The following is a 26,866-nucleotide window of genomic DNA, read 5'->3' on the forward strand; positions in this document are numbered from 1 at the left end:
AATATCGACTGCCATCAGGCGGTTTCGCAAAGCCTGCCGCGATGCGCGATCGATGTCAATACCTAGCAACCGGTCGCCATCGACGGCAGCCCGCCGGGGAGACTCTCATAGCCGCGCAGCACGTCCTCGTGACGAGGCGTCCCTCCGTCGCCCCGTCCCTTGCCTGGTCAACGCCTTCATGCGGGACCGACCTGCCGGGATCCTGGGCCGCGACCAGGCACAGCAGAGGCGCAAGGTCGGAGCGAAAGGCGAGATAGACGCCGGAACGGACAACCGCCGGCCTGGTCGGAAAACCGCCGATCTCGACCGGATCCACATGCAGGGTGACGGTCACCCAAAAATCGCGGAATGCGTCGAAAACGCCGGCCATCCGTTTAGTCGAGCAGGCGGGCGGGATAGTCGACAGGTCACTGATCGCCGCCATCACCGCGTATGTTCCGGCCACGATGCGATCGGGAGAAATCGGCAGCGGCCGAGCGGCGCCGGTCATGGGTCCCTCGATGACGGGTGATGAGCCGTCCCGATCGGCTTGGCGTCGTTGCCGTCGACCGGCGGAAGATCCACGCGGGACAGGGCTGGACCTGCTTAGTCGATATATGTAGAGTTTGGCCATGCCGCGCCGACCGAACAGCTCACCGCAGACCCTGCGGATCTTCGCCTGCTTCCTGGCCGCGCCCGACGACTGGCGCTACGGCTACCAGCTCAGTAAGGAAACCGGCCTGGCCAGCGGGTCGCTCTATCCGATCCTGATGCGCCTGACCGAGCAGCACCTGCTGGAGGCGCAGTGGCGGGAACCAGCCAGCCCTGGCCGGCCACCCCGGCACGTGTACCGGCTCACCACCGACGGCGCGGCTCTCGCGCGGACCCGGCTGGCTGAAGCCCAGCACAACGAAGCCGCCAACGCCCAGTCCCGCCGCCGCGCCACCGGCCACGCCGCGCCCGCGCCCCGCCCGACCATCCAGGAGGCTTGACGATGCCCAGCTCCAAGCCGGCCCCGCCGCTGACCCCGACGGCCGCCGGCCACAACCCCGTTCGACGGGCCGCTCGGGCAGTTCTGCGCTGGGCGGTACGGCGCGCCACGGCCGGCGTGCTCGTCGTGGCATTGCTCGCCGCCGTGGCACAACAGTGGGTGCTGACCGTCGTGTACGTACCGTCGTGGTCGATGTCGCCGACGATCGATGCGGGGCAGCGGATGCTGGTCGACCGGGTGGCGTACCGGGTCACCGGCGTGGACGTCGGCGACGTCGTCGTGCTCGACCCGGTCGACCGGGCCCGGACCATGCGGGTGATCGGCCTACCCGGCGACGAGCTGACCTGCCGCGACGGCCTGGTGTACCGCAACGGTGCCGCGCTGGACGAGCCGTACCTGCCGGCCGGCACCTACACCGAATGCACGCCGGTGACCGTGCCCGCCGGCCAGGTGTTCCTGCTCGGCGACCACCGAGACGGCGCATTTGATTCGCGGCACGATGGACCGTGGCGCCTCGACGACGTCACCGGCCGGATGGTGGCCCGGCTACCGAACTGAGGACCTGCGCCACTGGTCGGCTGGGCGAGAGCGCCGGGGCCAGGCGTCGGCCGCCGTCACGGGCGAGTCTCGGTGACAACGTTGGCCGTGAATTCGGAGCAGATTCCGGCGAGGATACGGTGCGCGTTCGCGAGTTCTTCTGCCTTCTCGGGATCTGCCGAGGCATTGGAGCAGCTGGCGAGGGTTTTCCAGAGTGCCCAGCCTCGTCCGCGTGCCCACGTCGCGTCATCCACCGCCAGCCGCGCGCGGAATGCGTGCCGGCTGTCGCTGGTCAGCAAGGTCCAGGCAATCGCCAGGTCGCAGGCCGGGTCGCCGACGCCGCAGGTGCCGAAGTCGATGACGGCCGCCAACTGTCCGTCAACAAGGAGGAGGTTTCCCGGGGCGATGTCTCCGTGGAACCAACGGTCGACACCGTCCCAGCGGGCGTCGATCGCCGCTGCCCAGACCTCGCGCACCAGTTCAGCGTCGACGTGGTCGCCCAACTCGGCGAGCGCGTGCTCAACCTCCTGGTCGTACGTGCGTAGGGTGCCGCCCCGGAACCAGTTGTGGAGACCCGGCTGCGGGCCGCCAGCGGCGTCGACGCCCTGCAAGGCTGCCAGGAACTCGGCCAGGTCGTTCGCGAATCGCGTCGGGTCGGCGATGCGGTCCGCCCTCGCCGACTCGCCGTCGAGCCACCGGTAGATCGACCACGGGTACGGATAGCCCGCAGTTGGCTCGCCCTTCGCCATTGGGGTGGGAACGGGCAGCGGCAGCCGAGCGGCGAGGTCCGGCAGCCACCGATGTTCCTTGTCGACCGCCAGGGCGTACTCGGCGGCGCTGGGCAGCCGTACCAGCAGGTCGGGGCCGAGGTGGAAGGTCCAGTTGTCCCAGCCGCCGTTGGCCACAGGCTCAATCGGGAGGTTCGCCAGGTGCGGAAACTGGTCGGTGATGAGCTGACGTACCTGCTCCGCGTCGACGGTGATGCGCTGCGGCAGGGGCCCGAGGTCTGGAACGTCATTCACTGAACCGCCCCGTCCGACCATCGAGATCGAGCGCGATGTGGCATGGCCGCGTGCGGGCCATCGTGTCGGCGGCGTCGGCCAGGACGCGCCGCATCGTGGCGGTGCCGGTGTGGCCGGCGTCGCCGATGATGTGCAGCCGCGCGTCGGGCCAGACCTGCGCGATCTCCCACGGGGTGATCGCCGGACCGCTGACATCGGTGCGCCCGTGGATCAGCACCCCCGGGATCCCGGCCAGTCTCGGCACGTTGCGCAGGATTTCGCCGTCGGCGAGGAACGCGCCGTTGCCGAAGTAGTGCGCGCAGATCCGGGTCATCGTGAGCCGCTGCCGCAGCTCCCGGTCGGAGTACGCGCCCGGGTTGCCGTTGTGCTCCTCGGAGATCAGCGCGTCCTCCCAGGCGCACCACTCGTCGGCGGCCCGCTGGCGTACCGCCGGGTCGGGGTGGGCGAGCACTTGGCCGTAGCGCAGCAGCACCGGCTCGATCGGCGGCTCGGTGTCGGTCGGCAGCCGGTAGCCGGGCAGGCCGGCGTGGGCGATGAACCGCTGCCACGCTTCGGGGAAGAAGCGGCCGGCACCCCGGTACAGCCAGTCGACCTCGCAGCGGCGGGTCATGGTGACCGCGACGAGGATCATGCCGCGTACCCGGTCGGGGTGGTTCGTCGCGTACGCCAGGGCCAGCGTCGCGCCCCAGGAGTCGCCGTACACGACCCAGCGGTCGATGCCGAGGTGCTCACGCAGCCGTTCGATGTCGGCGACGAGGTGGGCGGTGGTGTTGGTGCTCAGATCGGTGGCGGGGTCGGCGGCCGACGGGGTGCTGCGTCCGCAGTTGCGCTGGTCGAACACTACGAGCCGGAACCGTTCGGGGTCGAGCGTCCGGCGGTGCCGGGGCGTGCATCCGCTGCCCGGCCCGCCGTGCAACACGACGACGGGTACGCCGTCGGGGTTGCCGCAGACCTCCCAGTAGAGCTGGTGGCCGTCGCCGACGTCGAGCACCCCGGTGTCGTACGGCTCGGTCATTGCGTGCTCCTCAGCGGGTGCTGGCAGCGGTGCCGGTGGAGGCACCGGCGGGGGTGACGGCGGCGACGACGAGGTCGACGATGCTGTCGGCGTACTCGTCGGTCAGCGGGCCGGTGCGCAGCAGCCAACGATGGTAGAGCGGGCCGAACAACAGCTCCACGACCTGGTCCAGGGGGGCGTCGGGGCGGACCTGGCCGGCGTCGCGGGCGGCCTCCAGCCGAGTGCGGACCATGTCCAGTTGGGGGCGGAGCAGCCGGTCGCGCGCCTGGTCGGCCAGTTCCTCGTCGGCGAGTGTCTCGATGGTGATGGCGCGGGTGGTGGCGGACAGTCGTGGATCGGCGAACTCGGCGACGGTGGCCCGGAGCACCTGACGCAGGTCGGCCCGCAGGTCGCCGGTGTCGGGCAGGGCGAGGACCTCCGGCAGGTTGTCGGCGAGCGCGTCCAGGATGACCGCCCCCTTGCCGCGCCACCAGCGGTAGATGGTCTGCTTGCCGACCCCGGCCCGGGCGGCGATGGCCTCGACGGTGACGGCGGGGTAGCCCTGCTCGGTCAGTAGCGCCAGGGCGGCGGCGAGGATCGCGCGGCGGGACTGCTCGCTGCGACGGGCGGGCTGTGGGGTCACCACGACAGCCTACTGCGAGACGGTACGTCTCGTCTTGACGCGCTCGGGACACCATGCTTCGCTGTTGACGAGACGAAACGTCTCGTCTCCAAGCTCCGGAGGTCCCCGTGCCGCACATCGCCATGGTCAGCATCCCGTTCCACGGCCACGTCAACCCGAGCCTGGAGATCATCCGTACCCTCGTGCAGCGCGGCCACCGGGTCACCTACGCCAACGACCCCGCCTTCGCCGACGTCATCGAGCGCACCGGTGCCGAGCTGAAGCCGTACGAAACGACGCTGCCCGGCGACGGTGGATCCGGGACCGAGGACCCGATCGAGCAGCTCACGCTCTTCCTCGACGACGCCATCGCCATGCTGCCGCAACTGCGGGCCGCCTACGCCGACGACCGGCCGGACCTGTTCCTCTACGACATCGCCGGCGCACCGGCCCGGCTGCTCGGCGAGCAGTGGGGCATTCCGGCCGTCCAGCTGTCGTCGACGTTCGTGGCCTGGGACGGCTACGAACAGGAGATGGCGTCGGTCGTCGAGGCGATGCGGGCCGATCCGCGCGGCGCCGACTACTACCGGCGGTTCGAGCAGTGGCTGGCCTCGGAGGGTTCGTCGGTCACCGACAGCATGGCGTTCCAGGGCCGGCCGATGCGCAGCCTCGTGCTGCCCCCGGAGGCGCTCCAGCCGCACGCCGACCGGGTGGACCGGTCCGTCTACAGTTTCGTCGGCCCGGTCCTGGGTGACCGCTCCCACCAGGGGACCTGGGTCCGACCGGACGGCGTCGACAACGTACTGCTGGTCTCCCTCGGCTCCGCCTTCACCCGGCAGGCCGAGTTCTACCGCCGGTGCGTCGCCGCCTTCGGTGACCTGCCCGGCTGGCACACCGTGCTGCAGATCGGCAGCCACGTCGACCCCGCCGAGCTCGGTCCTGTTCCGGACAGCGTCGAGGTCCACCCGTGGGTGCCGCAGCTCGCCGTACTGGAGCAGGCCGACGGCTTCGTCACTCACGCCGGCATGGGCGGCAGCAGCGAAGGCCTCTACTGCGGGACCCCGATGATCGCCGTACCGCAGGCGGCCGACCAGTTCGCGAACGCCGAGCAGCTGGCCAGCCTGGGCGTCGCCCGGATCGTCGACTCGGCCACCGTCACCGCGGCGGAGCTACGTGGGACGCTGCTCGCCCTCACAGCGGACCCCGACGTGGCGGCCCGTAGCGCCGACCTGAAGCGGCAGGCCCGGTCGGCGGGCGGCGCCGACCGGGCCGCTGATCTGATCGAGGCCGAACTCGCCGCTGCTGGCGGACATCACGCCACCGGACCAGGCGCTGCTTCCATTTTGGGTCAGTGCGGTGTGGCCGACGTTGAACTGTGGGGGCGTCGGTGATGCTGTGGGCATGGAGTACGTGTCGAGAGTGCCGCGACCACCGCTGGACGGGCTAATCGACGACCTCTACTACCTGGAAGGTACGCCGCCGTACGCCCGGTTGACGCTGCTGCCGACGCCGGCGGCGTTGCTCATCGTCAACCTCGGGGCACCGTTTCGCATCCGCGCCGGCACCGACATCGAGACGGCCGAATACGCCGACGGCTGCGTGGTCACCACGCCCACCCGCGCGTACGACTTCAGCTACCCGGTCCGGACCCGGTCGGTTGGCGTGCACGTCAAACCGTGGGGGCTGGCCCCGTTCCTGCCGATGCCGGCCGCCGAGCTGTGTGACCGGCCGGTGACGATCGAACAGGTGTGGGGTCGGGCCGCCGTCGCCGAGCTGCGAGACCGGCTGGCTGCGGCGGACACGCCGCAGCAGATGCTGACGCTGCTTGAGGAGGAGCTGACGCGACGGCTGCGCGCGACCGCCGGTCTGGGACTGGTCCGCCACACGAGCGGCGTCATCACGGCGACCCGGGGGGCGGTCGCGATCGGCGACCTGGGCACGGCGGCCGGTGTCAGCAGCACCCATCTGGCGCGGCGGTTCAAGGAGCTCGTCGGCGTCACGCCGAAGCGGCTGGCCCGCACGTACCGCTTCGCCGCCACCGTGTTCGCGATCGACCCGGCCGGACCGGTCGACTGGGCCGAGCTCGCCAGCGGCGCGGGTTACTTCGACCAGGCGCATTTCGGCCACGAGTTCCGGGCGTTCACCGGGCTCACGCCGACCCGGTACGTCGAGGTCCGGCGGCGGTTCCTACGTGAGCATCCCGGCCATGTGCTGGACCGCTGGCCGCTAGCGGCGGATTGATTCTCTACAAGAACACCAGCTCACGGCACGCTAACTTGAGGCATCCGGACGCAGAGGAGAGCCCGTGGGCACGGTGGTCATGTACAGCTCGGTGTCGGTGGACGGCTTCATCGCCGACGTCAAGGACCAGCCCGGACCGCTGTTCGACTGGCTGTCCAGCGGTGACGTCCCGTTGGACGACAGCGGCGGCCTGACGGTGTCGCAGATCTCCTACGACTACATCCGGCCGTACTGGGACCAGATCGGGGTGACGATCGTCGGCCGGCACGTCTTCGACATGACGGACGGCTGGGGCGGCACGCCTCCGGCCGGGGTCGAGCATGTGGTCGTCGTGACACACCGGCCGGCCCCGGAGGGCTGGGACCCGGAGGCGCCGTTCCACTTCGTCGACGGCGTCGAGGCGGCCGTTGCCACGGCGCAGGAGCTCGCCGGCGACCGTCTGGTCGAGGTCGCCGCAGGCGACGTCGGCGGCCAGGCGCTCGCCGCAGGCCTGGTCGACGAGGTACGCATGGACGTCGTACCCGTCGTGTTCGGGTCCGGCAAACGCTTCTTCGGGTCGGTCGACACACAGCACCTCCTGGACGATCCTGACGTGATCATTCAGGGCAACCGGGTCCTTCACCTGCGCTATCGGCTGCGCCGCCCGTCAGCCTGAGTGGCAGTAGAAGTCACGGCGGCAGGTGGGCGGTGGTGGCGAACTCGACCAGTTCGAGGCCGTCACCGGTGGCGACGTAGCGGGTGATCGACGCGTTGGCGACCGGCGTGGTCGCGATGATCGCGTCAAGTTCGGTGAACGGCAGGCCGTCGAGGATGTGCCGGGCCGCGATGACCACCGCGTCGTGGGCGACGACCAGGACACGCCGGCCGGCGTGATCACGCTCCAGCCCGGCCAGGACGGCCTTGACGCGCGCGACGACGTCGCCGAACGTCTCACCGCCGGGCGGGCGGTAGGCGTACGGCCCGTCTGCGGCGAGCCGGGCGGCCTCGGCCGGAAACCGCTGGGTGATCATCAGCGGGGTGAACAGTTCGAGGTCACCCATCAGCCGGTCGCACAACCGCGCGTCGACGACCGCCTCCGGGCACGGTACGCCGAGCGCGGCGGCGGTGCCGGCCACGCGGGTCCAGGTCTGACGGGCCCGCAGGTACGGGGAGCAGACAACCACGTCGGGCCGCTGGTCGGCGGGTCGGGTGGCGAGCCAGCGACCGAGGTGGGTGGCCTGCTGCCAGCCGAGCGCGGTCAGCTCGATGTCGGCGTCGCGGCCGGTGAGGCCGTGGTCGGCCAGACCTCGGGCGTGGGCGTCGGCGAAGGCCGCGTTCGCGGTGCTCTGCCCGTGGCGGACGATGGTCAGCTGCGCGACGGTGTCCATCTGTTCATTGTGTCCGGTAGGCGCGTGATCCAGGGTCCCGGCACCGGGTGGCCGGCCCTGACCGCCGGTGATCCCCTCAGATGCCGCAGCTCGACGCGGACCAGGACCGGCTCGGCGTGGCGCCCAGGTGGGTGTGGTCGCTGTGGCCGGGGTAGCCGGGGCCGAGAATGTTGCTGAAGCCGTGGTAGCGGGCCTGCTGGGCGATCCGACAGAACGAGGGCGAGCCGACCAGGTCAACGCCGTCGCCGTACAGGTGCCGGCTGTTGGAGGCGCCGCCGACCGCGCTGTTGCAGGAGTAGCTGCGGAAGCCGCTGCTGACATAGAGCGGTACGTTGCCGAGCGCACGCCGCATGGCCTGCAGTTTCCACATCGACACGAGGGCGTTGAACTTGGCGGTGCTGGCGGACACCGCGCCACCGGACCAGCTGCTGTTGCAGTTGTTCAGCTCGGCGTAGCTGAAGTTGGCCGGCGTGCAGTCGTTGTCCTGGAGCTGGTAGATCTTGTTGAAGGTCCGCGGGCCGGCGACGCCGTCGGCGGCGAGGCCGTCGGCCTGCTGGAAGCGGATCACCGCAGACCGGGTGGCCGGGCCGTACGCCCCGTCGAGGGCGAGCACCGCGCCGTAGCCCGGGTAGCCCGAGACGCGGATCTGCAGCTGCTTGACGTCATTACCGGACATCCCCTGGGAGAGGGTGCGTCCCCACGTGTAGCAGCCGTCTGCGTGGGCCGCGCCACCTGTTACGACAACGCCCGCGAGGGCGGTGGCGGCGACGAGGGCGCAGGCGGCGAGCATCCGGCCAAGCCGGCGGATAACAGTCCCCAGGGTCTTCTCATCGACATATGACGATCGGCCGGCATGGGTAGATCATTCCGGTCGATCACCTGATGATCAAGACTCACTACTCTCTGTCATTCGCAACTTGGCGCGGTGGTGTGCTTCCCATGCCAGGGCAGCCTTGGCCATACCGTTCTTCCAGGGGTTCGGGTCGGCGGCGGCGATCTGCGCCCACATCCGGGCGAGGGCGGACGCGAAGACATCGACAGTCCGGGTCGGGGCACTGGTCCAGGCCGAAGCTGGGCTCATGCACGCTTCGGCCTGCTCCGGGCTGTGGCCGGCAAAGATCAGGCGCACGATCAGACAGCTCGGGTCGATGAACCCAGCGCCGAGCGTCGGCCATGCCCAGTCGATCAGGCGGGCCGCGTCCCCGTCGATGAGCACGTTGTCCGGGCTGCAGTCGGTGTGCAGGAGGGTGTCACCGCGCAGCAGGGGCAGATCGGCCGGCTCGACGTACGCCGCCCATCGCCGCTCGGCCCGTTTGAGCTGAGGCAGTTCGGGACACCAGAGCAGCGCCAGGCGCTGCATCGTGTCGACGACCTTGGGCAGGTCGGCGTACGCGTGAGTGCACAGGTCGATCGCGAGTTGGCCCTTCGTGCGGAACTCCGCGTGCGGGGCAGCCCGGTCCGCGCGGCGGTATCCGGGTCGGTGACTTGCTCGGCGGGGATCCACTGCCGGGCGGTGATCCGGGCGTGGCCGGTCCGTTCCCGCGCGTAGGCCAGGTAGACCGTGTTGATGCCTTTTGGAGACCCGACCGGCGCAGCCCATGTACTGCCGTTTCACCCCGGACATCGCCGTACCCTGCGGGGCCGGCCCGAGTCGTTGCCGGGCCTGCCGTAACGCGCTGCCACTGGGGCCGGCGTCGCCGCTGGTGGTGCCCGGCCGCCCTCCGGTGTCGGTCTCGGCCTGCTTCACCCAGACCCGCAACGCCTCGGGATGGGCCCCGAGCTGGTCAGCGATCCGCCGGATCGCGCCCACCGCGGACGCCGGGTCCCGGCGGGCCTCGACCGCCAACCGGGTCGCGCGCTCACGCAGCTCGTCGGAGTACTTCTTCGGTGCGGGCATCGCTGGTGCTCCTTCCAGGTTTCGATGTCTCCATCAAACCCGGTGCGTGACACCCTGTTCACACGTTCGTTAGCAACGCCCCTACCTCAGCGGTTGGCGCCCGGCTTCCACAGGATGTCGCCCTGGTCCCGGTTGGCGTGGCGAGCCAGGATGAACAGCAGGTCCGAAAGCCGGTTAAGGTACTGGGCCGTGTCGCGGTTCATTGTGCCGGGGTACTCGGACAGGGCCTGCCAGGTGGAGCGTTCGGCGCGGCGGGCCACGGTACGGGCCTGGTGCAGGAACGCGGCGCCAGGTGTCCCGCCGGGCAGAACGAAGCTGCGCAGCTTGGTCAGGGCCTCGTTGTAGTGATCACACTGCCCTTCGAGGAAGGTAACGTACCCGACGTTGACGCGCAGCTGTGGCATCGCGGGGTCGGGCGGGGAGGTCGGCGTGCACAGGTCGGCACCGACGTCGAACAGGTCGTTCTGGATGCGTTCCAGGAGGGTCCGCACGTCGGCGTCGAGGCCACCGACGGCGATCGCTACGCCGATGACCGAGTTCGTCTCGTCCACGTCGGCGTAGGCCTGCAAGCGGCTGTCGGTCTTGCCGACCCGGCTCATGTCGCCGAGAGCGGTCGTACCGGTGTCACCGGTCTTGGTGTAGATGCGGGTCAGGTTGACCATGGGTGCTCCTGTAGGGAGAGAGAGGCGGCGAACCGTTCGCCGAGTTCGCGGGCGTGGTCGGCGGCGGCCGGGCCACGCAGCGGATCCGGCGCTTCGGAGAGGAAGACCAGGGCGAGCATCAGGGCGGCGTCGAGGCGGCAGGCCAGCGTCGCCGGGTCGTCGTCGGGCGGGAGTGGGCTGGTGCGGACGTAGCCGTCGCGGATGTCGGCCAGGTCGAGTTCGTTTTCCGGGTAGCGGGCGTACTCGATGAGCCGGCCGAACTCCACGGTGGCGTCGCCCAGCAGGGTGTTGGACCAGTCCAGCAGCGCCTCGACGCGGCCGTTGCACCGCCGGACGTTGGCGCTGCGCACGTCGAGGTGGACCAGCCCGGCCGTGCCGATCCGGTCGAGTGCCGCGCTCAGCGCGGACGCGGCCGGCGGTGCGGGCCAGTCACTGATCAGGCATCCTACCTCGGCCCAGCGGCGCAGGACACGGGCGGTGAGCACCTGGGGAGTGCCGGTTTCCTCCGCTGCCACCGGAGTCAGCGGCGGTGGCGGGAGACGGTGCAGCCGGGCCAGGGTAGATCCGAGCAGGCGACCGTCGAGTCGGCTGCCGTCGTCGGGGACGTACCGCGCCATGAGCATGTCGGGTTCACCGTCGTGGTCGGACAGGTGCAACTCGATCGGCTCGGCCACCGCGAACCCGGCTGCGGCCAGATGCCGAGTGATCCGGTACTCCTGGATCAGCAAGTTCCGGACGTCCACGTGCGGATCGTTGACGTTCGAGGAGAAGCGCTGCCCGGCCAGCCGCAGAGCGACCGGGCAGCCGTCGGGCGCCACTGCTCGGAAGACGGTGAACTCCAGGCCCTGGCCGACCAGTTGCAGATCGTCGAGCTTCCAGCGGGAGGTGAGGTGAGCGCGCAGGACATCGTGTTCGGTCATCGGTTTCCTCAGCGGGTACGGGGGTCGCGCCGTAGCACGGGAACGACGGCCAGGCAGAGCACCAGTAGCAGCGCCCCGCCGGTAAGGAAGGCCGCGCGCGGGCCGGCGGCGTCACCGATCGCGCCCAGTGCGAGCGCGCCCACCGGCATCATGCCCCACGCGACCAGCCGGTATGCGCCCGTGGTGCGGCCTAACAGGTGGTCGGGGATCACGCCCTGGCGCAACGACACAGCTATGACATTCCACATCATAACCCCCATACCCGATGCGGCGTACGCCAGCGCCACCACGATCACCTCACGGGTGGCCGCCACTCCAACCCCGGCGAGGCCGATCAGTGCCAGGCTGGCGCCGAGTGTTGACGCACGGCCGAACCGCCGGGCGGCCCGCGCCGCGACCACACCGCCGAGTACCCCACCGAGCGCGCCGCCGGCCACCAGCGCGCCGTACGCCGCCGACGGCAGGTCCAGAACGTCGCGGACGAGTAAGACAAACACCGCGACTTGGCCGAGGTAAACCGCGTTGATGAGTCCGGCGGACACCGTGATCAGGCGCAGCAGCCGATCCCGGAGCAGAAATTCGATGCCCTGGCGGATCTCGGCCACCAGATCGGGCTTCGTCCTAGAGCCCGGATCCGGCCGGGCGTCCGGCAGCCCGCGCAGCACCAGCGCGGACCCGGCAAACGACACCGCGTCCAGTACGAAGGGCACCGTCCGGCCGACCGCGAACAGCACCCCACCGAGTAGATGGCCCAGCAGGTCGCGGCCGATCGTCTGCACAGCGAACAGCCGGCCGTTGGCCGTCTCCAGATCCTCGGCAGCCACCACTCGCGGCAGGTAGGCGAACGAGGCGCAGTCAAAGACCACCTCACCGATACCGAGCAGCAGCGCCACCCCCACCAGCGGCCAGAACGACATCCATCCCGCGATCAGCAGCAGCACCGCGGCGCTCATCGTCGCCATGCGCAGCACGTCGGCCAGTACCATCAGCCGGCGTCGCTCGACACGGTCGGCGTACACGCCCGCCGGCAGTCCGAACAGCAGCCAGGGAACGGTGGTGGCCGCAGTGACCACGGCCACCTGGAATCCGTCGTCGAGCACCGCAGCGGCCAGCAGCGGCAGCGCAGCGAACCGGACGCCGTCACCGACCCCGGAGACGCCAACCGCGGCCACCAGTCGCCGGTACGCCGTCCGCGACCTCATCGGGGCACCGGTCGTCACCCGTGCCACCCGGCCGAAAACAGCGCGCACCGAAGCTCGGTCGTGTACCGGACGCCGCCGGTCTCGAACCACCGCTCGTCCGGGGACGGCAGCATCTCGGACACCTCCAAAAGCCCCGCGCCGCGACGGGCGATCCGGCACAGCTGGCGTACCAGCAGCGGCGCCTCCCAGTCGACGTAGACGGGTTTGGGCTCACCGGGCGCCTTGACGAAGACGTGACGCGGCAGGCCCAACTCGGCGCGCAGCCGGCACGCCGCGAGATATTCCGCAGCGTCATCGGCGGCGATCCGGTCGCCGGAGAGGGTCACACCACGCAGCCGCTCGGACGGCACCCGCCAGGTCTCCCGTTGCAGGATCACCCGCCCGCACCGGATACGGGGCACGTGCGTCAGGGAGGCGGCCCGCAATGCCACGCCGCCGAAATGGCGCGGAAAGGCGAACGGTGACAGCGGATCCTGAAGGATGCTTGGGCCTCCGGCTGGCGGCGCCATCAGCCGCAACCGTCCCTCGACGTGGTGGGCCCGCAGTTCCAGGCGCCCGCCATTGATGATCAGGTACAGCTGGGTGGGCTGCAGAACCAGGTCGCGATCCTGCGCCGAACGCCCGAACACTTCGAGATCGTGGCAGGGGTAGACCAGCTGGGTGGAGGACTTGTCCGGGTGCCCGCGGGACAGGTTGACCAGGATCTCGTCGCCGTCGAGCAGCGACTGGTACCCCCGGTACACCTCCGGCAGCAGGCGCGGGTCGAGCTCCTGCACCAGGGGACCGAAGCTGGTGTGCGTGATTACTTCACGGACCGCATGGCAGTCGCCGATCACGGCGGTGAACGCGCCGCGCGCCAACGCGGCCTGGCTCGGGGCGGCGAACAGGACATCGGGGTTGCACAACGCGGGCGGGTCGGCCGGGTGCGCCGCGATGATCCCCTCCAGTACGTCCCGGGGAACCACCACCTCCGGGCGGTCGGTGTCCGGCCCGATCAGCGCGTGCAGGATCACCTCGTCCAGCTCGACCAGTTCCGCCTCGATCGGCGCGCAGTCGCGGGCCAGCCGATCCAGGTCGGCGAACGAGCAGGCGTACAGGCGGTCAAGTGGCACCTCCACGCCGGTGCCGAACGTGTCGCGCACCCACCGGGTGAGCACCTCGCGTTCACGCCGCATCCGCAGGCGCGGCCCAGCCAGCACGAGCTCATAGACGACGGCGAGCTCGGTGGTGAGAAAGTCGGCCACGTCGGGTCCGATGGTCAGCCCGCGCAGCCGGCTGTGCGCCTCCTCGAACAGGATGCTGCGGTCGGCGTAGTGCAGGCCACTGTTGCGGTTGCCGGGCACCCCGGTCAGCTCCTCGAAACGCCGCTTGGCTGCGGTTAGCACGGCGGGGCGCTGGGCCGGGGGCGCGGCCGAGAAATGCAGCAGGTCCTGTTCGAACGCGTCGACGGCGGCCAGCATCGGCGCGGCGTGCGCGGCGTCGTGAGGCAGCAGCTCCCGCAGGCGGCGCAGCGGCGCGGCGTCGCCGACCGGCACCTCGAACTCGGCCGTGAGCCACTTATCGTCCACGGCACGCCGCAAGACCTCCTCGAAAGGTTCCGGGAATGGCCATTCCGCGCGCAGGTCGGCGACGGTACGAGCGCCCACGGCGCGTTCCCACAGCCACTGTTCACCGGGTGTCACGTCCCAGTCGCCTTGCTGTCGAAAGTGCCACTCGGCGTCCAGACCGTCGCGGGTAGTGAAGGCGTACGCCTCGATGCGACCGTCACGTAGGAACGTGAGTGGTCGCCGGCGGGGCCGGACGTGGTCGAGCATGCCGGGCATCTCCCCGGCGGCGAGCGCGAGCCGTTCGGCCGCCCAGTGGGTGAAGAACGCTGTGCGCCGCAGCGGCCCTTCCCCCGTCCAGGTGATGCCGGGCGTCGTGCCGACCCGGCCCACCGTGAACGGGCCGAAATGCGAGTGTGTCTCGTTCTTGGTGGTGATCCGTTGCAGATACATGGTGAGTAGGTCGGTCATCTTGCGGGTGTGCCGTCCCGGCTCGCCGTGGTAGCCGTCCAGCCAGGCCGCAAGAGTGGGATAGGCGGCGTCGTTGGACAGCAGCAGCACCTGGCGCAGAGAGTCCTCGATGAAGGCCCGCGCCACCGCGTCGCCGGCGGCGTCAAGCCGTTCCCGGTGCTGGTCGCGGAACACCTGCCAGTCGGTGTGCAGCGCGGCGGCCGCGTCCCGGTACGCGCGTAACGGACCGCTCTCGGTGTCGGGCAGGGCGTCGAGTACCGGGGCGAGGTCCTCGGTGGTGATCGGGCGGAGCTGCCCGATCTCGGAGGCGAGTCGCTGCGTGCCAGCCTTACGGTGCCGGCGGAGCACCGCCTTGGCGGTGGCGGCCAGTTCGGCCAGACGCTCACGGCGTTCGGTCAGCGAGACCGCCCGAGACGCCTGTTCGGCGTCGACAAGCGGATCGAGCATCTCCAGCGGATATCCCGCCTGCCGCAGCACGACGGTCGGCACCAGATGCCAGGCGTGGTCGGGCGCGTTCATCTCGACGCTTGCCGGATGTGTGTCAGTGGTCATGTGCCTGCCTTGGTCACGCGGGCGGTCCGGCGCTCGTGCAGGGCGTCAACGATCGCCATTGGGTCGGGGCCCACGACCGGGACCCGACCCGGCGTGGGCACCCAGGGTTTGAGCCGTGGGCCGTGATAGTCGGAGCCGGTCGTGGCGAGCAGGCCCACGGCCGCGCTGAGCTGTGCCAGCCGGGCACTGTCGGCCGGCCGGTGCCAGCTGGTCCACACTTCGATTCCGGCCAGGCCGGCGTCGGCCCAGGTGTCCAGCAGGACACGGCACGCGGCGTCGTCGCGTGCGGACAGCAGGGCCGCCGGGTGGGCCAGGACCGCCACGGCGCCGGCTTCGCCGATCCACGACAGGACCTCGGTCAGTGCGGGCCGCCAGGGCGCGGGCACGTGCAGTGGCTGGCCCGGGCGGCACCAGTCCCGCGCGATGGCGCCGTACGTGCCGGGCCCGTAGATGGCGAACCGCGGGTCGTCGCCAGCGGTGCGGGCCAGCAGCGCCAGGTAGTCGCCCACGTAGGCGACCCGGTCGTCGCCGAGTGCGGCGTCGACGTCTTCCTCGGTGAGCGGCACCCCGATCGCCTGCACCCGCTCAATCCAGGCTCGCCACCAGGTGGCCTCGGCGTCGTGTACCGAGCGCACCCGCCGGGCGAAGGCGGCGTCGGCGGGGTCGACGAAGTATGCGAGGCAGTGCACCTCCTCACCCTCCCAATCGGCGGTGATCTCGCAGCCGGCCACGACGGTCGCCGCGCCACCCACCGCCGCGCTGAACGGCGCGATGCCGCTCATCGTGTTGTGGTCGGCCACCGCCACCACACGCAGGTCGGCAGCCAGGCAGTACGCCGCAGCCTGTGCTGGTGCGTCGTCACCGTCGGAACGCGAGGTGTGCACGTGCAGGTCGACCGGAGTGGCGACGGCCGACGGGACGCCACGGGTCACGACGGCATCGGTAGCGAACGCCGCCAGGCCGCGGACAGCCAGCGCTCGTACTCGGTACCCTCGGGCTTGTCGACCACCATGCACAGTGGTTCGAGGACGCGACCGGGCCCGCCCCGCAACCCACCGTGAATCATGGTTAGGTTGTGGCCGATCAGCAGGTCACAGTGTTCACCGGGGGCGGCGACCTCCCAGCGCTCGCGCAGCTCGCTCCACGTCGAACCGGTCGCCGACAGCATCATGTGGCAGAACAGGCGCGCGGCGTCGCCCTCGCATCGCCCGCACGCACAGCGCCGTGACAGCGGCACGGCGGCCGGGAAGCGCTCGGCGTCCGCCGAACTCAGCGGGCTCTCGCTATGGTGGAAGGACAGGCCGTGCCACATCGTCTCGCCCAACCCCAGCATCGCGCCATAGGAGGGGTAGGGGCAGCCGTGCTCCGGCTGGCGCAGCACGGCCGTACGCAGGTTCTCCCCCAGCCACCGGGCGGCCGTGACCGTGTCGTCGGCGTCCTTGATGCCCCGTGCGCCCAGCACCTCGTGCACGATCGAGATCCAGTCGTAGTACGTGGTGACGCTCAAGCCCTCGCCGGGGTCGGCCAGGAAGATCCCCTGGTACATCTTGTGCGCCGGGGTCGTGGTGTATCCGGTGGTCCCGAACTCACGCATGGCCGGGTCCCACTCGGGCATGTCCAGCCGGCTGGGCGTCAGGTAGGAGCAGTGCTGGCCGTCGTGGTGGGGTAGCAGGGTGCGGGTGAAGAATCCGGCCGGCACGTAGGTGCTCTGGGGCTTATCCACCTCCAGCCGCATGTCTGCGGGAGCACCGCGGAAAATCAGTGTCCGGCGGATCCGCTGTGCCAGATCCAGGGCGATCCGTCGGCTCTCATCGACGCCCAGCCGCAGCCGTCCGATCCGGAACACCGCGAACCCGATGTCGTGCAGCAGGTCGACGGCCCGGCCGCTGAGCCGGTCGGCGAGGTCCGGACGTTCCCGCTCGGCGGCCGACGGCAGGTCGGAGCAGTCGATGAATGCGGCGGCGGGGGCGAATCTCATCGTTGCTCCTGAGTACTGCCGGGGGTCCAGGGTGCAAGTCCGGAGGGTTGCGAGTCGGTGCGGAACAGGAAGTTGAACAGCAGGTGCGCGGCGATCTGGGCGGTGCTGCCCGACGGGTCGTAGCGGGGGGAGACCTCGGCGATGTCGAGCGCGACGACGGGCAATGCGCGCAGTTCCTCGTACACGTCTAGCAGTTCGCCGACGCTGATGCCGCCCATGGTCACGTGCCCGGTGCCGGTGGCCGACGCGCTGTCGAGCACGTCGATGTCGAGCGAGATGTACACGGTATCGCATTGTTCTCCGAGCCGCGCGATCACCGGGGCAAGCGCGGCCGCCGCGCCGTCGCGGCGGATCTGGGCGCCGGGCACCACGTGGAAGCCCCGGTCGAGCAGGCTGCGGAACTGGTCGTACTTGGTGACATCACCGACGCCGACGAATGCGATGTCTTCGGGCCGGATGCCGGGAATCTCGCTGATCCGGCGGGAGTTCGACCCGTGGTAGAGCGGCCCGTGCAGCACATTTACGTTGCCGAAGTCGAAGTGGTGGTCGATGTTGATGAATCCGAACCGCTTCGGGCCGTTGTCGAGCCGGCCGGCCCGGAACCCGGCGAACGTCGGGAACGTGCAGGAATGGTCGCCGTTGAGGAAGATAACGTGCGGGGCGGCGGCGCTGACCCGGCGTGCCTCGGCGGCGACCGCCTGGAACGTCTTGACCGTGTTGGTGGGGTAGGTGTGCAGGTCGCCCACGTCGGCGATCCGGGGTGCCCGGTAGCGAAAGGTGTCGCCGCGGCGGGTGTCCAGCATCTGCCACTCGCCGAGGCTGTTCAGGTAGCTGGCGAAGACCAGGCTTGCCTGGCGGATTGCCCGGGGGCCCTCGGCCGCGCCGGGTCGGGAGCTGGCCGTGCCGTCGAACGGTATGCCGGCCACGGCCCAGCCTTCCCCGCCGAGATCGGGGGTGGCGCCACGGGCGTCGGGCGCGCCGAACAGCGTACCCAGTCCCGCCCAGCCGGGCAGCGGGTCCTGTTCGAAGTCGTCAGGTTTGACGCTGTTCTGTAGGGCCTCAAAATCTGGTAGCTCGCTCATCGCGCCTCCGAATCGCTGGTTGCGGCGAGGGCACCTGCCAACCCGCCGCGGACGATGCGGTGGGCGGTGGCGACCTTTTCGTGGAACAGTTCCCAGCTGCGCTGCGGGGTCAGGTACGCCGGGCGGTAGACGACCGGCGCGTCTTCGCGCCAGTTGGCGAAGTCCCAGTCGAAGATCCGGCCGCGCAGCCGGGGGAAGTCCGGTACCAGGGGGTACGGGACGAAGTTGTAAAGGTTGAACAGCCACAGCCGGTCGCGGTTCTCGTCGAGCCAGTCCAGCGTCACCCGGTGCGACTCCTCGGTCTCCTCGTCGAGGCCGCCCATCAGATTAAGCACCACTTTGAAGCCCGCGTCGCTGAGCTCGCGGATCCGGCCGGTGTAGTGGTCGAGTCCGCGCGACAGCTTGCCCAGCCGCTTGAGCATCCCCGAGTCCGCCGATTCGAAGCCGAGTTCCACCGCCACCACGCCCAGTTCCTGCATCTGGTCGAGGACCTGCTGCTTCACCTGCAGGACATGGGTCTGCACGATGAACCGGTAGCCGGGTCGGTCACAGAACACGTCGATGAGGTTGCGCACTGCCTCACGGGACTGGCCGAACGTCTTGTCGCCGATGTAGATCAGCCGGGTATCCGGGAATCGGGTGGCGAGATCGTCGACCTCGGCCTCCAGGGCCTTGCGATCCACCAAGGTAAGGCTCTTACTCCACGCGTCACCGCAGAAAGCGCACTCGTATAGGCAGCCGTGGCTGGCGTTGAGGCGCAGCAGCGGCACCTGGCCCCGATAGCCGCCGAGGTGCCGGTAGTCGGGCATCCAGGTGATGCGCTCCTCCGACAGGCCCTTGACGAAGGGTTTCTCGCTGGCCCTGCGGCTGTAGTCGAGGGCAACGAGCCGCCGGACGAACCTGGTGTCGAGCTGTCCTCGGTGCACCAGGTGTACCGAGCCTTCCGGAGCCAGCGGGGCCATGTTTCCGCCGAGGACCACCCGGCGGCCGGCGGCCTCCAGGTGGCCGGCGACCTCTAGGGCGAGCCGGAAATTCTGCGCCAGCGGGGAGCACAGCACCAGGTCGCCGGGTTTGGTCGCGGCCATCAGTGGCTCGGTGCAGGCGGCGGCGTCGGCGGGGATCCGCGACAGGTCCTGAAACGTGGAGTCGATGCCGGCGGTGTCCAGTAGAGCCGTCAGGTGGGCGACCCAGAGTGGCATCTCCCACAAGCCGTCGGCTGGGATGAAGTACTCGGGAAGGAACGACCGGAACGCCTGGTCGTAGGCGAGGTAGTAGTCGGACAGGCGGCTGTCGGGCGCCGCGGTGGATGGGAAGGGCAGTTGGACCACACAGCCGCGCAGCAAAGTTCCTCCAGTGGGTGCGTGTCAGGGGAGCTGCGCGCCGGTACCCCGGGAGAAGAGAGCACAGCGCAGCTCGCTCGTGTATCGCTTGCCGTCGAGGTCGAGCCAGAGGTCCGTACGGGCGGGGAACATCTCGCTGAAGTCCACGGGGCGTCCGGTTCGACGCGCCAGCCGGCACACCTGCCGCACCAATAGCGGCGACCTCCAGTCGACGAAGATGGGTTTGGGCTCCCCGGGGATCTTCACGAAGCCGGTGTCGGGCATGCCCCGGCGGCGTCGCAGATCGCGAGCGGCCAGAAACTCGGCTGCATCGCCTGAGGCCGGGTGCACGCCCGGGCTCCAGCCACGCAGCGCGGTCGCTGGCAGCCGCCATCGGGCCCGGTGCAGCACGACTCGGCCGCAGCGAATCCGGGGCAGGTGTTCGCGGTCATCGGTGTGCAGGCCGATCCCGCCGAAGTGCCGGGGGAACGCGAACGGTGACAGGGGGTCCTGGCGGATGCTGGGTCCGCCCGCGAGCGGGGCGAGTAGCCTCAGCCGCCGGTCGACTCCGTGCGCACGCAGTTCGGGCCGGCCGTCGCGGACGGTCAGAAACAGCTGTCCGGGGTGCAGGACCTCGCCGGGCCCCTTGGGCGATCGACCATAGACCTCCAGGTCGGGGCATGGATAGGTCAGTTGCGCGCCGGTCTTGTCCGGGTGGGAGCGGGACAGGTCGACCAGGAGTTCGTCGTCGTCGAGCAGCTCCTGGTAGCGCCGCACCACCTCGTCGAGGATGTCCGGCGCCTCGGCTGCGATCAGCGGCGCGAAACTCGAGTGGGTCAGTGCCTCGCGGACGCCGTGGCAGTCGCCGACGACCGCGAGGAACTCGCCGCGGCCGATCGCGGCGGCGTTGGGTGCGGCGATCATTACGTCGGGGTTGCATACCGCCGGTTCCGGCACGGCGAGCGCGGCCAGGGTCTGCTCCAGCCGGCTCCGGTCGGTGACCGCCTCAGCGTCGCCGAGGCGCCAGTCCTCCAGCAGGGTCGCCAGGATGGTGCGCCCGGCTGCCGCGATCTCCTCGTCGACCTGCTCGCATTGGCGGGCGAGGGCGTCGGCATCGACGTAGAACGCGGCGTAGAAACGGTCGAGCCCGACGTTCGTCCCCGCACCGAACCGGTTGGTCATCCACTCGCCGAGCAGCCGGCGCTCGCGGTGGACGCGGATTCGGGGTCCGGTCAGGGCCAGGTCGTAGACGATCCGCAGCTCCTCGGCGATCAGCGCGGCCATGTCGCCGCCGAGGCGCAGATCCTTGACTGGGCCGTACGCCTCCTCGTAGAAGATTGCGCGGTCGGCGTAGTGGGCACCACCGGCACGGTTGGGCACGGTGCCGGTGACGGCGGCGAAGTCCTCCTTGAGCCGGGCCAGCAGCGGCGCCCGGTGTTCGGCGGGGGCGGCGGCGAACCTGTCGAGTTGCTCGCGGAAGGACGCCACGGACCGGGCGTCGTCGTCGGTGTCGGGCAGCAGTCCCGCCAGAGCCCGCAGGGGATCCGCGGTGCCGATCGGGATTTCCCAGCGGTCGATCAGCAGGTCGGCCCGGACCAGGCTGTCGAGCACGTCGTCCAGGTGGGTTTGCCGGTCGCCCCAAGCCGCCCGTAGCTCGCCGATCGTGCGTGTGCCGTCGCAGTGCTGCCACAGCCACCGCTGGTCCTCGTCGAGCGGTGTGGTGGAGACGGCCTCGAACCGCCAGCCGTCAGGCATCCCGGTGGTGGCGCGGAAGGCGTACCGGACGAGGCTTCCGTCGTCGAGAAACGCCAACGGCCGTCGGCGGGGCCGCACCAACTCGTGGTTGCCTGGCCGTCCGCTGAACGTCTCGGCGAGCCGTTCACCGGCCCAGTGCGAGAGATGCGCGACGCGGCGCAGCGGACCGGCACGCCATGAGACACCGGTCGCGGCGGGGATCACCCGAGCCACCGCCAGCGGCCCGAAGTGTGAGTGGGTCTCGTTCTTGGTCGTGACTCGCTGCACATACATGGTAAGCAAGTCGGTCATCCGTCGGATGTGGCCGGACGAGCCGGTGGCGCCTCGCTCGAGCCAGGCGATGAACTCGGCGTACCGGGCGTCGTTGGACAGCAGGAGTACCTGCTGGAAGTCCGGTTCCGCGGCAATCCGGATCACCTCGCGGCGGTTCCGGTCGATCGCGGCCGTAAGCCGTGAGATCCAGGCGGTCCAGGCGGTGTCGAGGTCGGTCGCCGCTTGCTGGTATGCCGTCGCGGCACCGGCCACCGCGCCGGGATGGTCGCGCAGCAGCCGGTCGAGATCAGTCGCGTGGAAAGGGCGCAGCATGCCGACGCCGGACGCGAGATCGCCGCGCCACCCGGCCCTCGCTGCACGCAGGGCAACTTTGAGGCGCTGGGCAAGGCGCCACGTGGTGTCGCGCTGATCGAGCACATCATCGGCGTAGCCAGCGCAGTCCGGGTCGAGAAGGCCGTCGGCCAGGGCAAGAGGAAAGCCCGCCTGCCGTAGCAGCACGACCGGGGCGAGCGACCATCGGCCGATGGTCGCTGCGCGCGCAGCGATGCTCATATTCCCCCGTTACCTGATAGCCATTGCCAGACGGCTGTCAAATCCGCGACACACGTGCGGCGTCGCTCGATCGAGGACAGTGAGGTCCAGTAAACCCAAGACGAAGATCGGAGTCAATGGGATTACGAGTGTTGTACGACCGATGCCGGCAAGGTCCAGGACTGGCGCTGCGTCGGCCGCCTCAGCGTCGGATTGCCCGGCTGGGATCAAGCGTCGGGCCGCAGATGTAGTCGAGCCGTTCGTCCATCCACCCCGGGCAGCAGCAGGTCGGCGGTGCGTCGCCGTGGCAGCCATCGGACCTGCTCGCCAGCGGCGATGTTGGTGCAGGTCCCGTCGTACTCGTAACGGATGTAGGGGCTGATCGGCTCGGAGATGATTCGAGCCCGTCGCAGCACCATGCCGCGTCGGGTGGCCTCAGCCTCGACGTCCAGCCACGGCCGCCACCATGAGGCACGGACAGCCCACAGGTGATGCCGCCGGCATCAACTTTCCCTACGTGGGGCGTGATGTTGGCGGCATCGCGGGGTGAGGAACCTTCGGATGCTGCCGCCGAACGGCGCGAAGCCCTGGTCCGACGCTCCGTCATTGCCGGCGGACCAGGGCTTCGTCGTTGGTCGGGAGTGGTGCGGGTCAGTGTGGGGTCTTCACCGTGTCGACGAAGTGCTGCCAGGCGGCGGTGTCGAAGGTGAGGACCGGGCCGGTCTGGTCCTTGCTGTCGCGGACTGCGACGCGGTACGGGTGGCCGGCCACCTCGACACAGTCACCGTCGGCACCGGACCGGGTGGACTTACGCCAGACGCCGTCAGCCTTCATCGTCGTACTCCTTGGCGATCCGGGTGATGAACTCGGTCGATTCTAGCGGGGTGAGGCAGTGTTGCTTGAGTGACGACCAGATGCCCTCATAGGTCTCGATCTCGGTGGGTTTGTCGAGGTAGACGGCACCACACGGGCCGTCGGAGTAGACGGTGGTCGGCTCGGGCGGGCGGACGCTGACCTTGGGGAAGGTCAGGATGGAGAACGACCCGACCTCTGGCCTGCTGGGAAGTCCGGCGGCGAAGGGGAGGACCCGGACGGTCACGTTGTGGCGTTGGGTGGCGACGGCGGCGAGGTGCCGCAGTTGGCGCGCCATCGCGGCCCGATCCTTCGTCGGACAGTGAAGGGCTGCCTCGCCGATCACCACGTCGAGGTCGGGGGCCTGTGGGACGACGCGGGCGAGCAGCTTCTGCCGCTTGGACCGCACTTCGATGCGTGCCTGCTGCTGGGCCTGGCTCAGGTCGGGGTTTCCGGTGGTGATGATCTCCGTCATGTACTCCAGGGACTGGAGCAGACCGGGGATGACATTCGGCTCGTACTTGCGGATCGTCGAAGCGGCGGCTTCGAGGCCGACGTACAGCTTGAACCATTCTGTGATGGCGTGGTCGTAGGCGTGGTACCAGCCGCGTGACTTGGTCTCGCGGGCCAAATTGCGCATCGTCGTGATCGTTTCCGGGGGCGCGCCGTAGAGCCGGCACATCGCCTCGGCGTCGTTCGGGTGGATCGGCACCTGGCCGCCCTCGTAGCGCCAGATGCGCGGCGGCGACCATTCGAGTGCCTTGGCCGCTGCGGCGACCGTGACATGTGCGTCTTCGCGAAGCTCTCTCAGATATCGACCCAGTTGCCTGCGCGGGACAGTGCTGCCGGCGTCGTCCACGAAACCCCGTCCTCTCGTGTCGCGTAATGGTGGGTGGATGTTGGGTCCGAACCTACCGGTGCGAGATTGCGCTGAGCCAGATGGCGAATAAGCATGATGTGAAGGAAGAGTTCAGTGATCATGGGAAATGTGTTGCGAGAAGGGTTGACAAATGCGGTTGAGGTCCACACGCGACGGCGCGATACGGTTCGCACCGCGACACGCCCGGAACTGGCGGCGACTCGGCCGGTACTGCCGCTGCGGAATACGCTGGCCATGCCCCGACAAGTACCTGCCGTCGACCATCGCCCCGTACCTGCACAACACGCCGGTCCCGCGTCCGAAGCCGACGGATCGGCCGCCAAACCAGTCGCCGCAGTGGGATCGCGGCCCCCGATGGAACCAACCCACCGCGTACGTGTGGGTCGCCGGCCTGTTGACGCGCGGACAGCGTGCCCGAGTGAACGGGGCACACTGATGCACATCGCGTCCCGCCCCCACTGGAATTGTCGCGAGTGCGGTACGGAATGGCCGTGCGAAAGCGCCAAGATCGAGATCACCGCCGACTGGGCGAACGACCGGGTCGGGATGTGCGTCTACCTCGCCACCCTGATGTGTGAGGCGATCGACGACCTGCTGGAATGCGACGCCGAGCAGCTCAGCCCACCGGACCTGTACCGCCGGTTCCTCCGCTGGCCGGACCAGGTCGCCGAGTCCGAAGCTATTGCTCGGCTGTCAGCGCGTCCCGGCGAGCCCTGACCGCTATTGCCTCGTCCCCGCGACCAAGCCCGTCGAGTACGTCCGCCAACGTCCCCAACGCCCCGACCAGGTCCCCGACGTACGCCATTGGGATTTGCTGGTACAGCTTCTCGTAGCGCTCGACCGACTCGGTCGCGGCGGTCAACGCCTCAGGCAGTTCGTACTGGTGGGCTGTCCGTACCCAGGCTTCGGTCCAGAGCGACATGGCGAGGTCGGGTTCGTAGGCGGCGGGTTTGACCTGGGCGAGCCGGCGGCGGATCGTGACGGCTTCGGCGGTGGCGGTCATGGCCTCATCCTGCCGCCCCAGGTCCGACAGCATCACGCCGAGGTTGTTCAGCGACATGGCGAGGTCGGGTTCGTAGGCGGCGGGGTTGGCCTGGGCGAGCCGGCGGTAGACGTCGGCGGCTTCGGTGGTGGCGGTCAACGCTTCGTCGCGCCGGCCCGCCTCCGACAGCCGATTCCCGAGCGATCCGAGTAGACGTGCCGTAGTCGGCTCATCGGCGGTAGCGAGCCGGTGCGTTGTGAGGCGTCTGGTGATAGCTGCTTTGGCGACGGCCAAGCCGACGTGCAGTTCCTGCGGCAGATGCGGCTCAATCGCCTCGAGCGCGCTGATGTCGAGCGTGTCGACGTCGGCTATCCGGGCCAGGATGGTGCCGCCAGCGGCGACCGCCAACTCGGGGCGCTGACGCAACAGCGGGGAGAGCAGCCGGGACGCGACGTGCGGCCAGCGGATCGCGGCCTCGACCAGCACCGTCAACGCCGCTGCCGACCAGGGCGGCTGGCCGGCGCTATCCGATTCAGTGCCGGTGATCAGCCGGGTGATCGCCCGGCCGGACCACGGATCGGCCGGGGAGCCAGCCACCCCGTGACCGGGCAGCCGCAGCGCGATGAAGTCCTCGCCGAGCCGGTCGGGATACAACGGCTCCAGCACCTTGTCCGGCTCGGTCGGCGGGTAGCAGACGGCATGGTCGGCCAGCATCTGGTCGGCAGCGTCCGGCGCGCACACTCCTGCCGTCGTCAACGCGGCCAGGCCGTCGTCGTAGTCGAGCGGCCGGGTCAACGTCGCGGTGCAGACCGTACGGCTCAGCAGCTGCGAGATCGTGACGAAGCCGGCGCGCTGTTCGTACAGCTTGTGCCAGTGGTCGACCTCGCGGCGCAGCAGATAGGCCGACAGGTCCCGATCGCCGGTCGGTGCGGTCCGCTGGCGCGCGGCGGCGTCGACCGCGACCAGCGCCGCCATGTGGATCACCAGGATCTGCCGGTACGCCTCCCCGGTGGCCAGATCGGCCGGCGGATGGATCGAGCCGCCGTCGATGCCGTACGCGTAGGCGAACCGGTCGGCTGCTTCGGTGAAGATCCGCTGCCGGTTCGCGGGTCTGTCGGCGGCCGGGGTCAGCGCGGTGACGTCGGCCGCGTACCCGAGCGTGGCCAGGTCATGCTGGTACGGCCACAACGTCGACTCGGGTCGGGCGAGCAGCAGAAGCCGGGTCGGCACACCCTGGCGCAGCAGCCGGTCCTTGAACATGTCCCGCAGGTCTTCGGCGGGCCAGCGTTCGGCATAGTCGATGATCACCAGCAAGCCACGCCCGGTTGCCTCGGTGGCCTCGGGCGGGTCGTCGGCGGCGAGTTGGCTGCGGTGCCGGGCGACCGCGACCGCCCAGCCGGCGGCGATGCTGTCCGCGCCGAACTGGGCCGCGAGCCGGGTCTTGCCCTGCCCGCCCGGCCCGTGCAGCAGCCGCACAGCGACCCCGCGCGCCGGGTCGTCGCGCCAGGCGGCCAACTCGGCGCGGTCGGCGTCGCGCAGGGCGGTGAACGGCACCACCTGATTGTTGGCGGCGAGCAACATGCTCGGCTGGTCGACCAACGTACGCGGGTCCGGTGGCCGCTGCGGCTGCCACCGCTCCACCCGGTACGCCGGCCGCTGCTCGTAGATGGTGATGTGCTGGTCACCGGCGGCCTGGAACACCTGCCCGTGGCCGCTGGCCTCGCCGTGCAGGTGGATGTCCGGGTTGGTCACTTCTCGTTGATGTGCTGGTCGCGGGCGGCCTGGTAGACGCGGGCGTTGTCTTTGGCGTTGGCGGTCATCGTGATGCTGCCGACCTGCTGCTGGTCGGCGGGCGGCAGCAGGGGAGTGAGGGTGTCGTCGAGCAGGCGACGCAGCTCGGCGGCGAACGCCGGATCCTGGCGGATCAGCCGCTGCAGTTTGCGTTGCCAGTCGTCTACCAGGCCCCGCTCGGCGTCAGTGTCACCGTCGCGGCGAGCGGCCATGACCTCCTCGCGTACCTCGGCCAGCTCGGCGGCGACGGCGTCGGCCTGCTGCGGGCGTACCCGCCGCCACAGCGCGACCGCCCCGTCACGAGCCTTCTCCCACGCGTCCGTCGCGATCGCCTGGATCAACGCGGCACCGGTCGCCGCCGCGACCGGGTCGATGTCCACCATGCCAGCCACTCCGTCCGTCCGAGGTGGCAACCACAGTAG

The 26,866-nt window shown here is 69.9% G+C and carries 26 protein-coding genes and 2 pseudogenes; 6 read left to right on the forward strand and 22 right to left on the reverse strand.

Annotated elements, in window-relative coordinates; translation table 11 throughout:
• Positions 1 to 55 precede the first annotated feature (55 nt).
• Complete coding sequence (locus O7610_RS06810) at positions 56 to 490, reverse strand: hypothetical protein (protein ID WP_281554876.1); 435 nt, start codon at positions 488 to 490, stop codon at positions 56 to 58.
• 121 nt (positions 491 to 611) lie between these two features.
• Here O7610_RS06810 and O7610_RS06815 point away from each other — a divergent pair, with 121 nt between their 5' ends.
• Together O7610_RS06815 and lepB are read left to right on the forward strand one after the other, a co-directional pair.
• Entirely contained in the window at positions 612 to 971 is a 360-nt protein-coding gene (locus tag O7610_RS06815) for a PadR family transcriptional regulator (RefSeq protein WP_281554877.1), read from the forward strand.
• Positions 972 to 973: 2 nt separating this feature from the next.
• Positions 974 to 1,528: a signal peptidase I gene (lepB, locus tag O7610_RS06820; protein WP_281554878.1), complete on the forward strand. Its 555-nt coding sequence runs from the start codon at positions 974 to 976 to the stop codon at positions 1,526 to 1,528.
• A gap of 56 nt (positions 1,529 to 1,584) precedes the next feature.
• On the opposite strand, the gene O7610_RS06825 is transcribed toward lepB, so the two are convergent.
• Genes O7610_RS06825 through O7610_RS06835 form a run of 3 tightly spaced genes read right to left on the reverse strand, consistent with a single transcriptional unit; the run spans position 1,585 to position 4,166 of the window.
• The gene (locus tag O7610_RS06825) at positions 1,585 to 2,550 is read right to left on the reverse strand and encodes an aminoglycoside phosphotransferase family protein (RefSeq protein WP_281554879.1); all 966 of its coding nucleotides are present in this window, start codon (positions 2,548 to 2,550) and stop codon (positions 1,585 to 1,587) included.
• Positions 2,522 to 3,544, reverse strand: a complete 1,023-nt coding sequence (gene pip, locus O7610_RS06830) for a prolyl aminopeptidase (protein WP_281554880.1) — start codon at positions 3,542 to 3,544, stop codon at positions 2,522 to 2,524. Before pip ends, O7610_RS06825 begins: the two co-directional genes overlap by 29 nt.
• Positions 3,545 to 3,554: 10 nt before the next feature.
• A complete protein-coding gene (locus O7610_RS06835) occupies positions 3,555 to 4,166 on the reverse strand; it encodes a TetR/AcrR family transcriptional regulator (protein WP_281554881.1) in 612 nt (203 codons plus the stop codon).
• 122 nt (positions 4,167 to 4,288) lie between these two features.
• On the opposite strand from O7610_RS06835, the gene O7610_RS06840 reads away from it, so the two are divergent.
• The 3 genes from O7610_RS06840 to O7610_RS06850 all read left to right on the forward strand — a co-directional run bounded on the left by O7610_RS06840 (position 4,289) and on the right by O7610_RS06850 (position 7,041).
• Positions 4,289 to 5,536, forward strand: coding sequence for a macrolide family glycosyltransferase (locus O7610_RS06840; RefSeq protein WP_475049242.1), 1,248 nt, complete (start codon positions 4,289 to 4,291; stop codon positions 5,534 to 5,536).
• A gap of 10 nt (positions 5,537 to 5,546) precedes the next feature.
• On the forward strand, positions 5,547 to 6,386 hold the full coding sequence (locus O7610_RS06845; RefSeq protein WP_289212840.1) for an AraC family transcriptional regulator: 840 nt from the start codon (positions 5,547 to 5,549) through the stop codon (positions 6,384 to 6,386).
• Between the two features lie 64 nt (positions 6,387 to 6,450).
• A complete protein-coding gene (locus O7610_RS06850; protein WP_281554884.1) occupies positions 6,451 to 7,041 on the forward strand; it encodes a dihydrofolate reductase family protein in 591 nt (196 codons plus the stop codon).
• Positions 7,042 to 7,054: 13 nt separating this feature from the next.
• Here O7610_RS06850 and O7610_RS06855 read toward each other — a convergent pair whose 3' ends face one another.
• From O7610_RS06855 to O7610_RS06925, 16 genes and pseudogenes are all read right to left on the reverse strand, one after another.
• Positions 7,055 to 7,753 (reverse strand): histidine phosphatase family protein, encoded by a 699-nt coding sequence (locus tag O7610_RS06855; protein ID WP_281554885.1) that lies wholly within the window; start codon positions 7,751 to 7,753, stop codon positions 7,055 to 7,057.
• 76 nt (positions 7,754 to 7,829) lie between these two features.
• Positions 7,830 to 8,543, reverse strand: coding sequence for a D-Ala-D-Ala carboxypeptidase family metallohydrolase (locus O7610_RS06860; protein ID WP_289212841.1), 714 nt, complete (start codon positions 8,541 to 8,543; stop codon positions 7,830 to 7,832).
• A 591-nt stretch (positions 8,544 to 9,134) separates the two neighbouring features.
• Positions 9,135 to 9,395: pseudogene (locus O7610_RS30835) on the reverse strand (transposase); the annotation flags it as partial.
• A gap of 75 nt (positions 9,396 to 9,470) precedes the next feature.
• A pseudogene (locus O7610_RS30840) lies at positions 9,471 to 9,650 on the reverse strand (transposase); the annotation flags it as partial.
• Positions 9,651 to 9,736: 86 nt separating this feature from the next.
• Positions 9,737 to 10,312, reverse strand: a complete 576-nt coding sequence (locus tag O7610_RS06870) for a cob(I)yrinic acid a,c-diamide adenosyltransferase (protein WP_281554888.1) — start codon at positions 10,310 to 10,312, stop codon at positions 9,737 to 9,739.
• A complete protein-coding gene (locus tag O7610_RS06875; RefSeq protein ID WP_281554889.1) occupies positions 10,300 to 11,232 on the reverse strand; it encodes a phosphotransferase family protein in 933 nt (310 codons plus the stop codon). Before O7610_RS06875 ends, O7610_RS06870 begins: the two co-directional genes overlap by 13 nt.
• 8 nt (positions 11,233 to 11,240) lie before the next feature.
• Complete coding sequence (locus tag O7610_RS06880) at positions 11,241 to 12,434, reverse strand: MFS transporter (RefSeq protein WP_281554890.1); 1,194 nt, start codon at positions 12,432 to 12,434, stop codon at positions 11,241 to 11,243.
• A gap of 14 nt (positions 12,435 to 12,448) precedes the next feature.
• Positions 12,449 to 15,001 (reverse strand): lantibiotic dehydratase, encoded by a 2,553-nt coding sequence (locus O7610_RS06885; protein WP_289212843.1) that lies wholly within the window; start codon positions 14,999 to 15,001, stop codon positions 12,449 to 12,451.
• Positions 14,998 to 15,933, reverse strand: coding sequence for a PHP domain-containing protein (locus O7610_RS06890; RefSeq protein WP_281554892.1), 936 nt, complete (start codon positions 15,931 to 15,933; stop codon positions 14,998 to 15,000). Before O7610_RS06890 ends, O7610_RS06885 begins: the two co-directional genes overlap by 4 nt.
• On the reverse strand, positions 15,930 to 16,979 hold the full coding sequence (locus O7610_RS06895) for a hypothetical protein (RefSeq protein ID WP_289212844.1): 1,050 nt from the start codon (positions 16,977 to 16,979) through the stop codon (positions 15,930 to 15,932). The genes O7610_RS06890 and O7610_RS06895 overlap by 4 nt, the downstream gene beginning before the upstream one ends.
• Positions 16,976 to 18,061 carry an agmatinase family protein gene (locus tag O7610_RS06900; RefSeq protein ID WP_281554894.1) on the reverse strand — a complete coding sequence of 362 codons (1,086 nt, stop codon included), beginning with the start codon at positions 18,059 to 18,061 and terminating at the stop codon, positions 16,976 to 16,978. Before O7610_RS06900 ends, O7610_RS06895 begins: the two co-directional genes overlap by 4 nt.
• Positions 18,058 to 19,404 (reverse strand): B12-binding domain-containing radical SAM protein, encoded by a 1,347-nt coding sequence (locus O7610_RS06905; protein ID WP_281554895.1) that lies wholly within the window; start codon positions 19,402 to 19,404, stop codon positions 18,058 to 18,060. The genes O7610_RS06900 and O7610_RS06905 overlap by 4 nt, the downstream gene beginning before the upstream one ends.
• 21 nt (positions 19,405 to 19,425) lie before the next feature.
• Positions 19,426 to 21,960: a lantibiotic dehydratase gene (locus O7610_RS06910; protein ID WP_289212845.1), complete on the reverse strand. Its 2,535-nt coding sequence runs from the start codon at positions 21,958 to 21,960 to the stop codon at positions 19,426 to 19,428.
• Between the two features lie 206 nt (positions 21,961 to 22,166).
• On the reverse strand, positions 22,167 to 22,427 hold the full coding sequence (locus O7610_RS06915; RefSeq protein ID WP_353850373.1) for a DUF6879 family protein: 261 nt from the start codon (positions 22,425 to 22,427) through the stop codon (positions 22,167 to 22,169).
• A gap of 163 nt (positions 22,428 to 22,590) precedes the next feature.
• Positions 22,591 to 22,773, reverse strand: a complete 183-nt coding sequence (locus O7610_RS06920; protein ID WP_289212847.1) for a DUF397 domain-containing protein — start codon at positions 22,771 to 22,773, stop codon at positions 22,591 to 22,593.
• A complete protein-coding gene (locus tag O7610_RS06925) occupies positions 22,763 to 23,650 on the reverse strand; it encodes a helix-turn-helix domain-containing protein (RefSeq protein WP_289212848.1) in 888 nt (295 codons plus the stop codon). The genes O7610_RS06920 and O7610_RS06925 overlap by 11 nt, the downstream gene beginning before the upstream one ends.
• Before the next feature lie 456 nt (positions 23,651 to 24,106).
• Here O7610_RS06925 and O7610_RS06930 point away from each other — a divergent pair, with 456 nt between their 5' ends.
• Positions 24,107 to 24,388: a flavin reductase gene (locus O7610_RS06930; protein WP_289212849.1), complete on the forward strand. Its 282-nt coding sequence runs from the start codon at positions 24,107 to 24,109 to the stop codon at positions 24,386 to 24,388.
• On the opposite strand, the gene O7610_RS06935 is transcribed toward O7610_RS06930, so the two are convergent.
• Together O7610_RS06935 and O7610_RS06940 are read right to left on the reverse strand one after the other, a co-directional pair.
• The gene (locus O7610_RS06935; protein ID WP_289212850.1) at positions 24,351 to 26,405 is read right to left on the reverse strand and encodes a tetratricopeptide repeat protein; all 2,055 of its coding nucleotides are present in this window, start codon (positions 26,403 to 26,405) and stop codon (positions 24,351 to 24,353) included. The genes O7610_RS06930 and O7610_RS06935 overlap by 38 nt on opposite strands.
• Complete coding sequence (locus O7610_RS06940) at positions 26,402 to 26,827, reverse strand: hypothetical protein (RefSeq protein WP_281554903.1); 426 nt, start codon at positions 26,825 to 26,827, stop codon at positions 26,402 to 26,404. The genes O7610_RS06935 and O7610_RS06940 overlap by 4 nt, the downstream gene beginning before the upstream one ends.
• Positions 26,828 to 26,866 lie beyond the last annotated feature (39 nt).

The sequence above is a fragment of the Solwaraspora sp. WMMA2065 genome (assembly GCF_030345075.1).
Lineage (GTDB): Bacteria > Actinomycetota > Actinomycetes > Mycobacteriales > Micromonosporaceae > Micromonospora_E.

Bases quoted from the DNA above. Each gene is read 5' to 3' on its own strand.
- O7610_RS06815 (WP_281554877.1), top strand. From the start codon at position 612: ATGCCGCGCCGACCGAACAGCTCACCGCAGACCCTGCGGATCTTCGCC.
- O7610_RS06860 (WP_289212841.1), bottom strand. From the start codon at position 8,543: ATGCTCGCCGCCTGCGCCCTCGTCGCCGCCACCGCCCTCGCGGGCGTT.
- O7610_RS06845 (WP_289212840.1), top strand. From the start codon at position 5,547: ATGGAGTACGTGTCGAGAGTGCCGCGACCACCGCTGGACGGGCTAATC.
- O7610_RS06920 (WP_289212847.1), bottom strand. From the start codon at position 22,773: ATGAAGGCTGACGGCGTCTGGCGTAAGTCCACCCGGTCCGGTGCCGAC.
- O7610_RS06880 (WP_281554890.1), bottom strand. From the start codon at position 12,434: ATGAGGTCGCGGACGGCGTACCGGCGACTGGTGGCCGCGGTTGGCGTC.
- O7610_RS06855 (WP_281554885.1), bottom strand. From the start codon at position 7,753: ATGGACACCGTCGCGCAGCTGACCATCGTCCGCCACGGGCAGAGCACC.
- O7610_RS06930 (WP_289212849.1), top strand. From the start codon at position 24,107: ATGCACATCGCGTCCCGCCCCCACTGGAATTGTCGCGAGTGCGGTACG.
- O7610_RS06870 (WP_281554888.1), bottom strand. From the start codon at position 10,312: ATGGTCAACCTGACCCGCATCTACACCAAGACCGGTGACACCGGTACG.
- O7610_RS06825 (WP_281554879.1), bottom strand. From the start codon at position 2,550: ATGGTCGGACGGGGCGGTTCAGTGAATGACGTTCCAGACCTCGGGCCC.
- lepB (WP_281554878.1), top strand. From the start codon at position 974: ATGCCCAGCTCCAAGCCGGCCCCGCCGCTGACCCCGACGGCCGCCGGC.
- O7610_RS06895 (WP_289212844.1), bottom strand. From the start codon at position 16,979: ATGAGATTCGCCCCCGCCGCCGCATTCATCGACTGCTCCGACCTGCCG.
- O7610_RS06910 (WP_289212845.1), bottom strand. From the start codon at position 21,960: ATGAGCATCGCTGCGCGCGCAGCGACCATCGGCCGATGGTCGCTCGCC.
- O7610_RS06885 (WP_289212843.1), bottom strand. From the start codon at position 15,001: ATGACCACTGACACACATCCGGCAAGCGTCGAGATGAACGCGCCCGAC.
- pip (WP_281554880.1), bottom strand. From the start codon at position 3,544: ATGACCGAGCCGTACGACACCGGGGTGCTCGACGTCGGCGACGGCCAC.
- O7610_RS06840 (WP_475049242.1), top strand. From the start codon at position 4,289: ATGGTCAGCATCCCGTTCCACGGCCACGTCAACCCGAGCCTGGAGATC.
- O7610_RS06810 (WP_281554876.1), bottom strand. From the start codon at position 490: ATGACCGGCGCCGCTCGGCCGCTGCCGATTTCTCCCGATCGCATCGTG.
- O7610_RS06900 (WP_281554894.1), bottom strand. From the start codon at position 18,061: ATGAGCGAGCTACCAGATTTTGAGGCCCTACAGAACAGCGTCAAACCT.
- O7610_RS06940 (WP_281554903.1), bottom strand. From the start codon at position 26,827: ATGGTGGACATCGACCCGGTCGCGGCGGCGACCGGTGCCGCGTTGATC.
- O7610_RS06875 (WP_281554889.1), bottom strand. From the start codon at position 11,232: ATGACCGAACACGATGTCCTGCGCGCTCACCTCACCTCCCGCTGGAAG.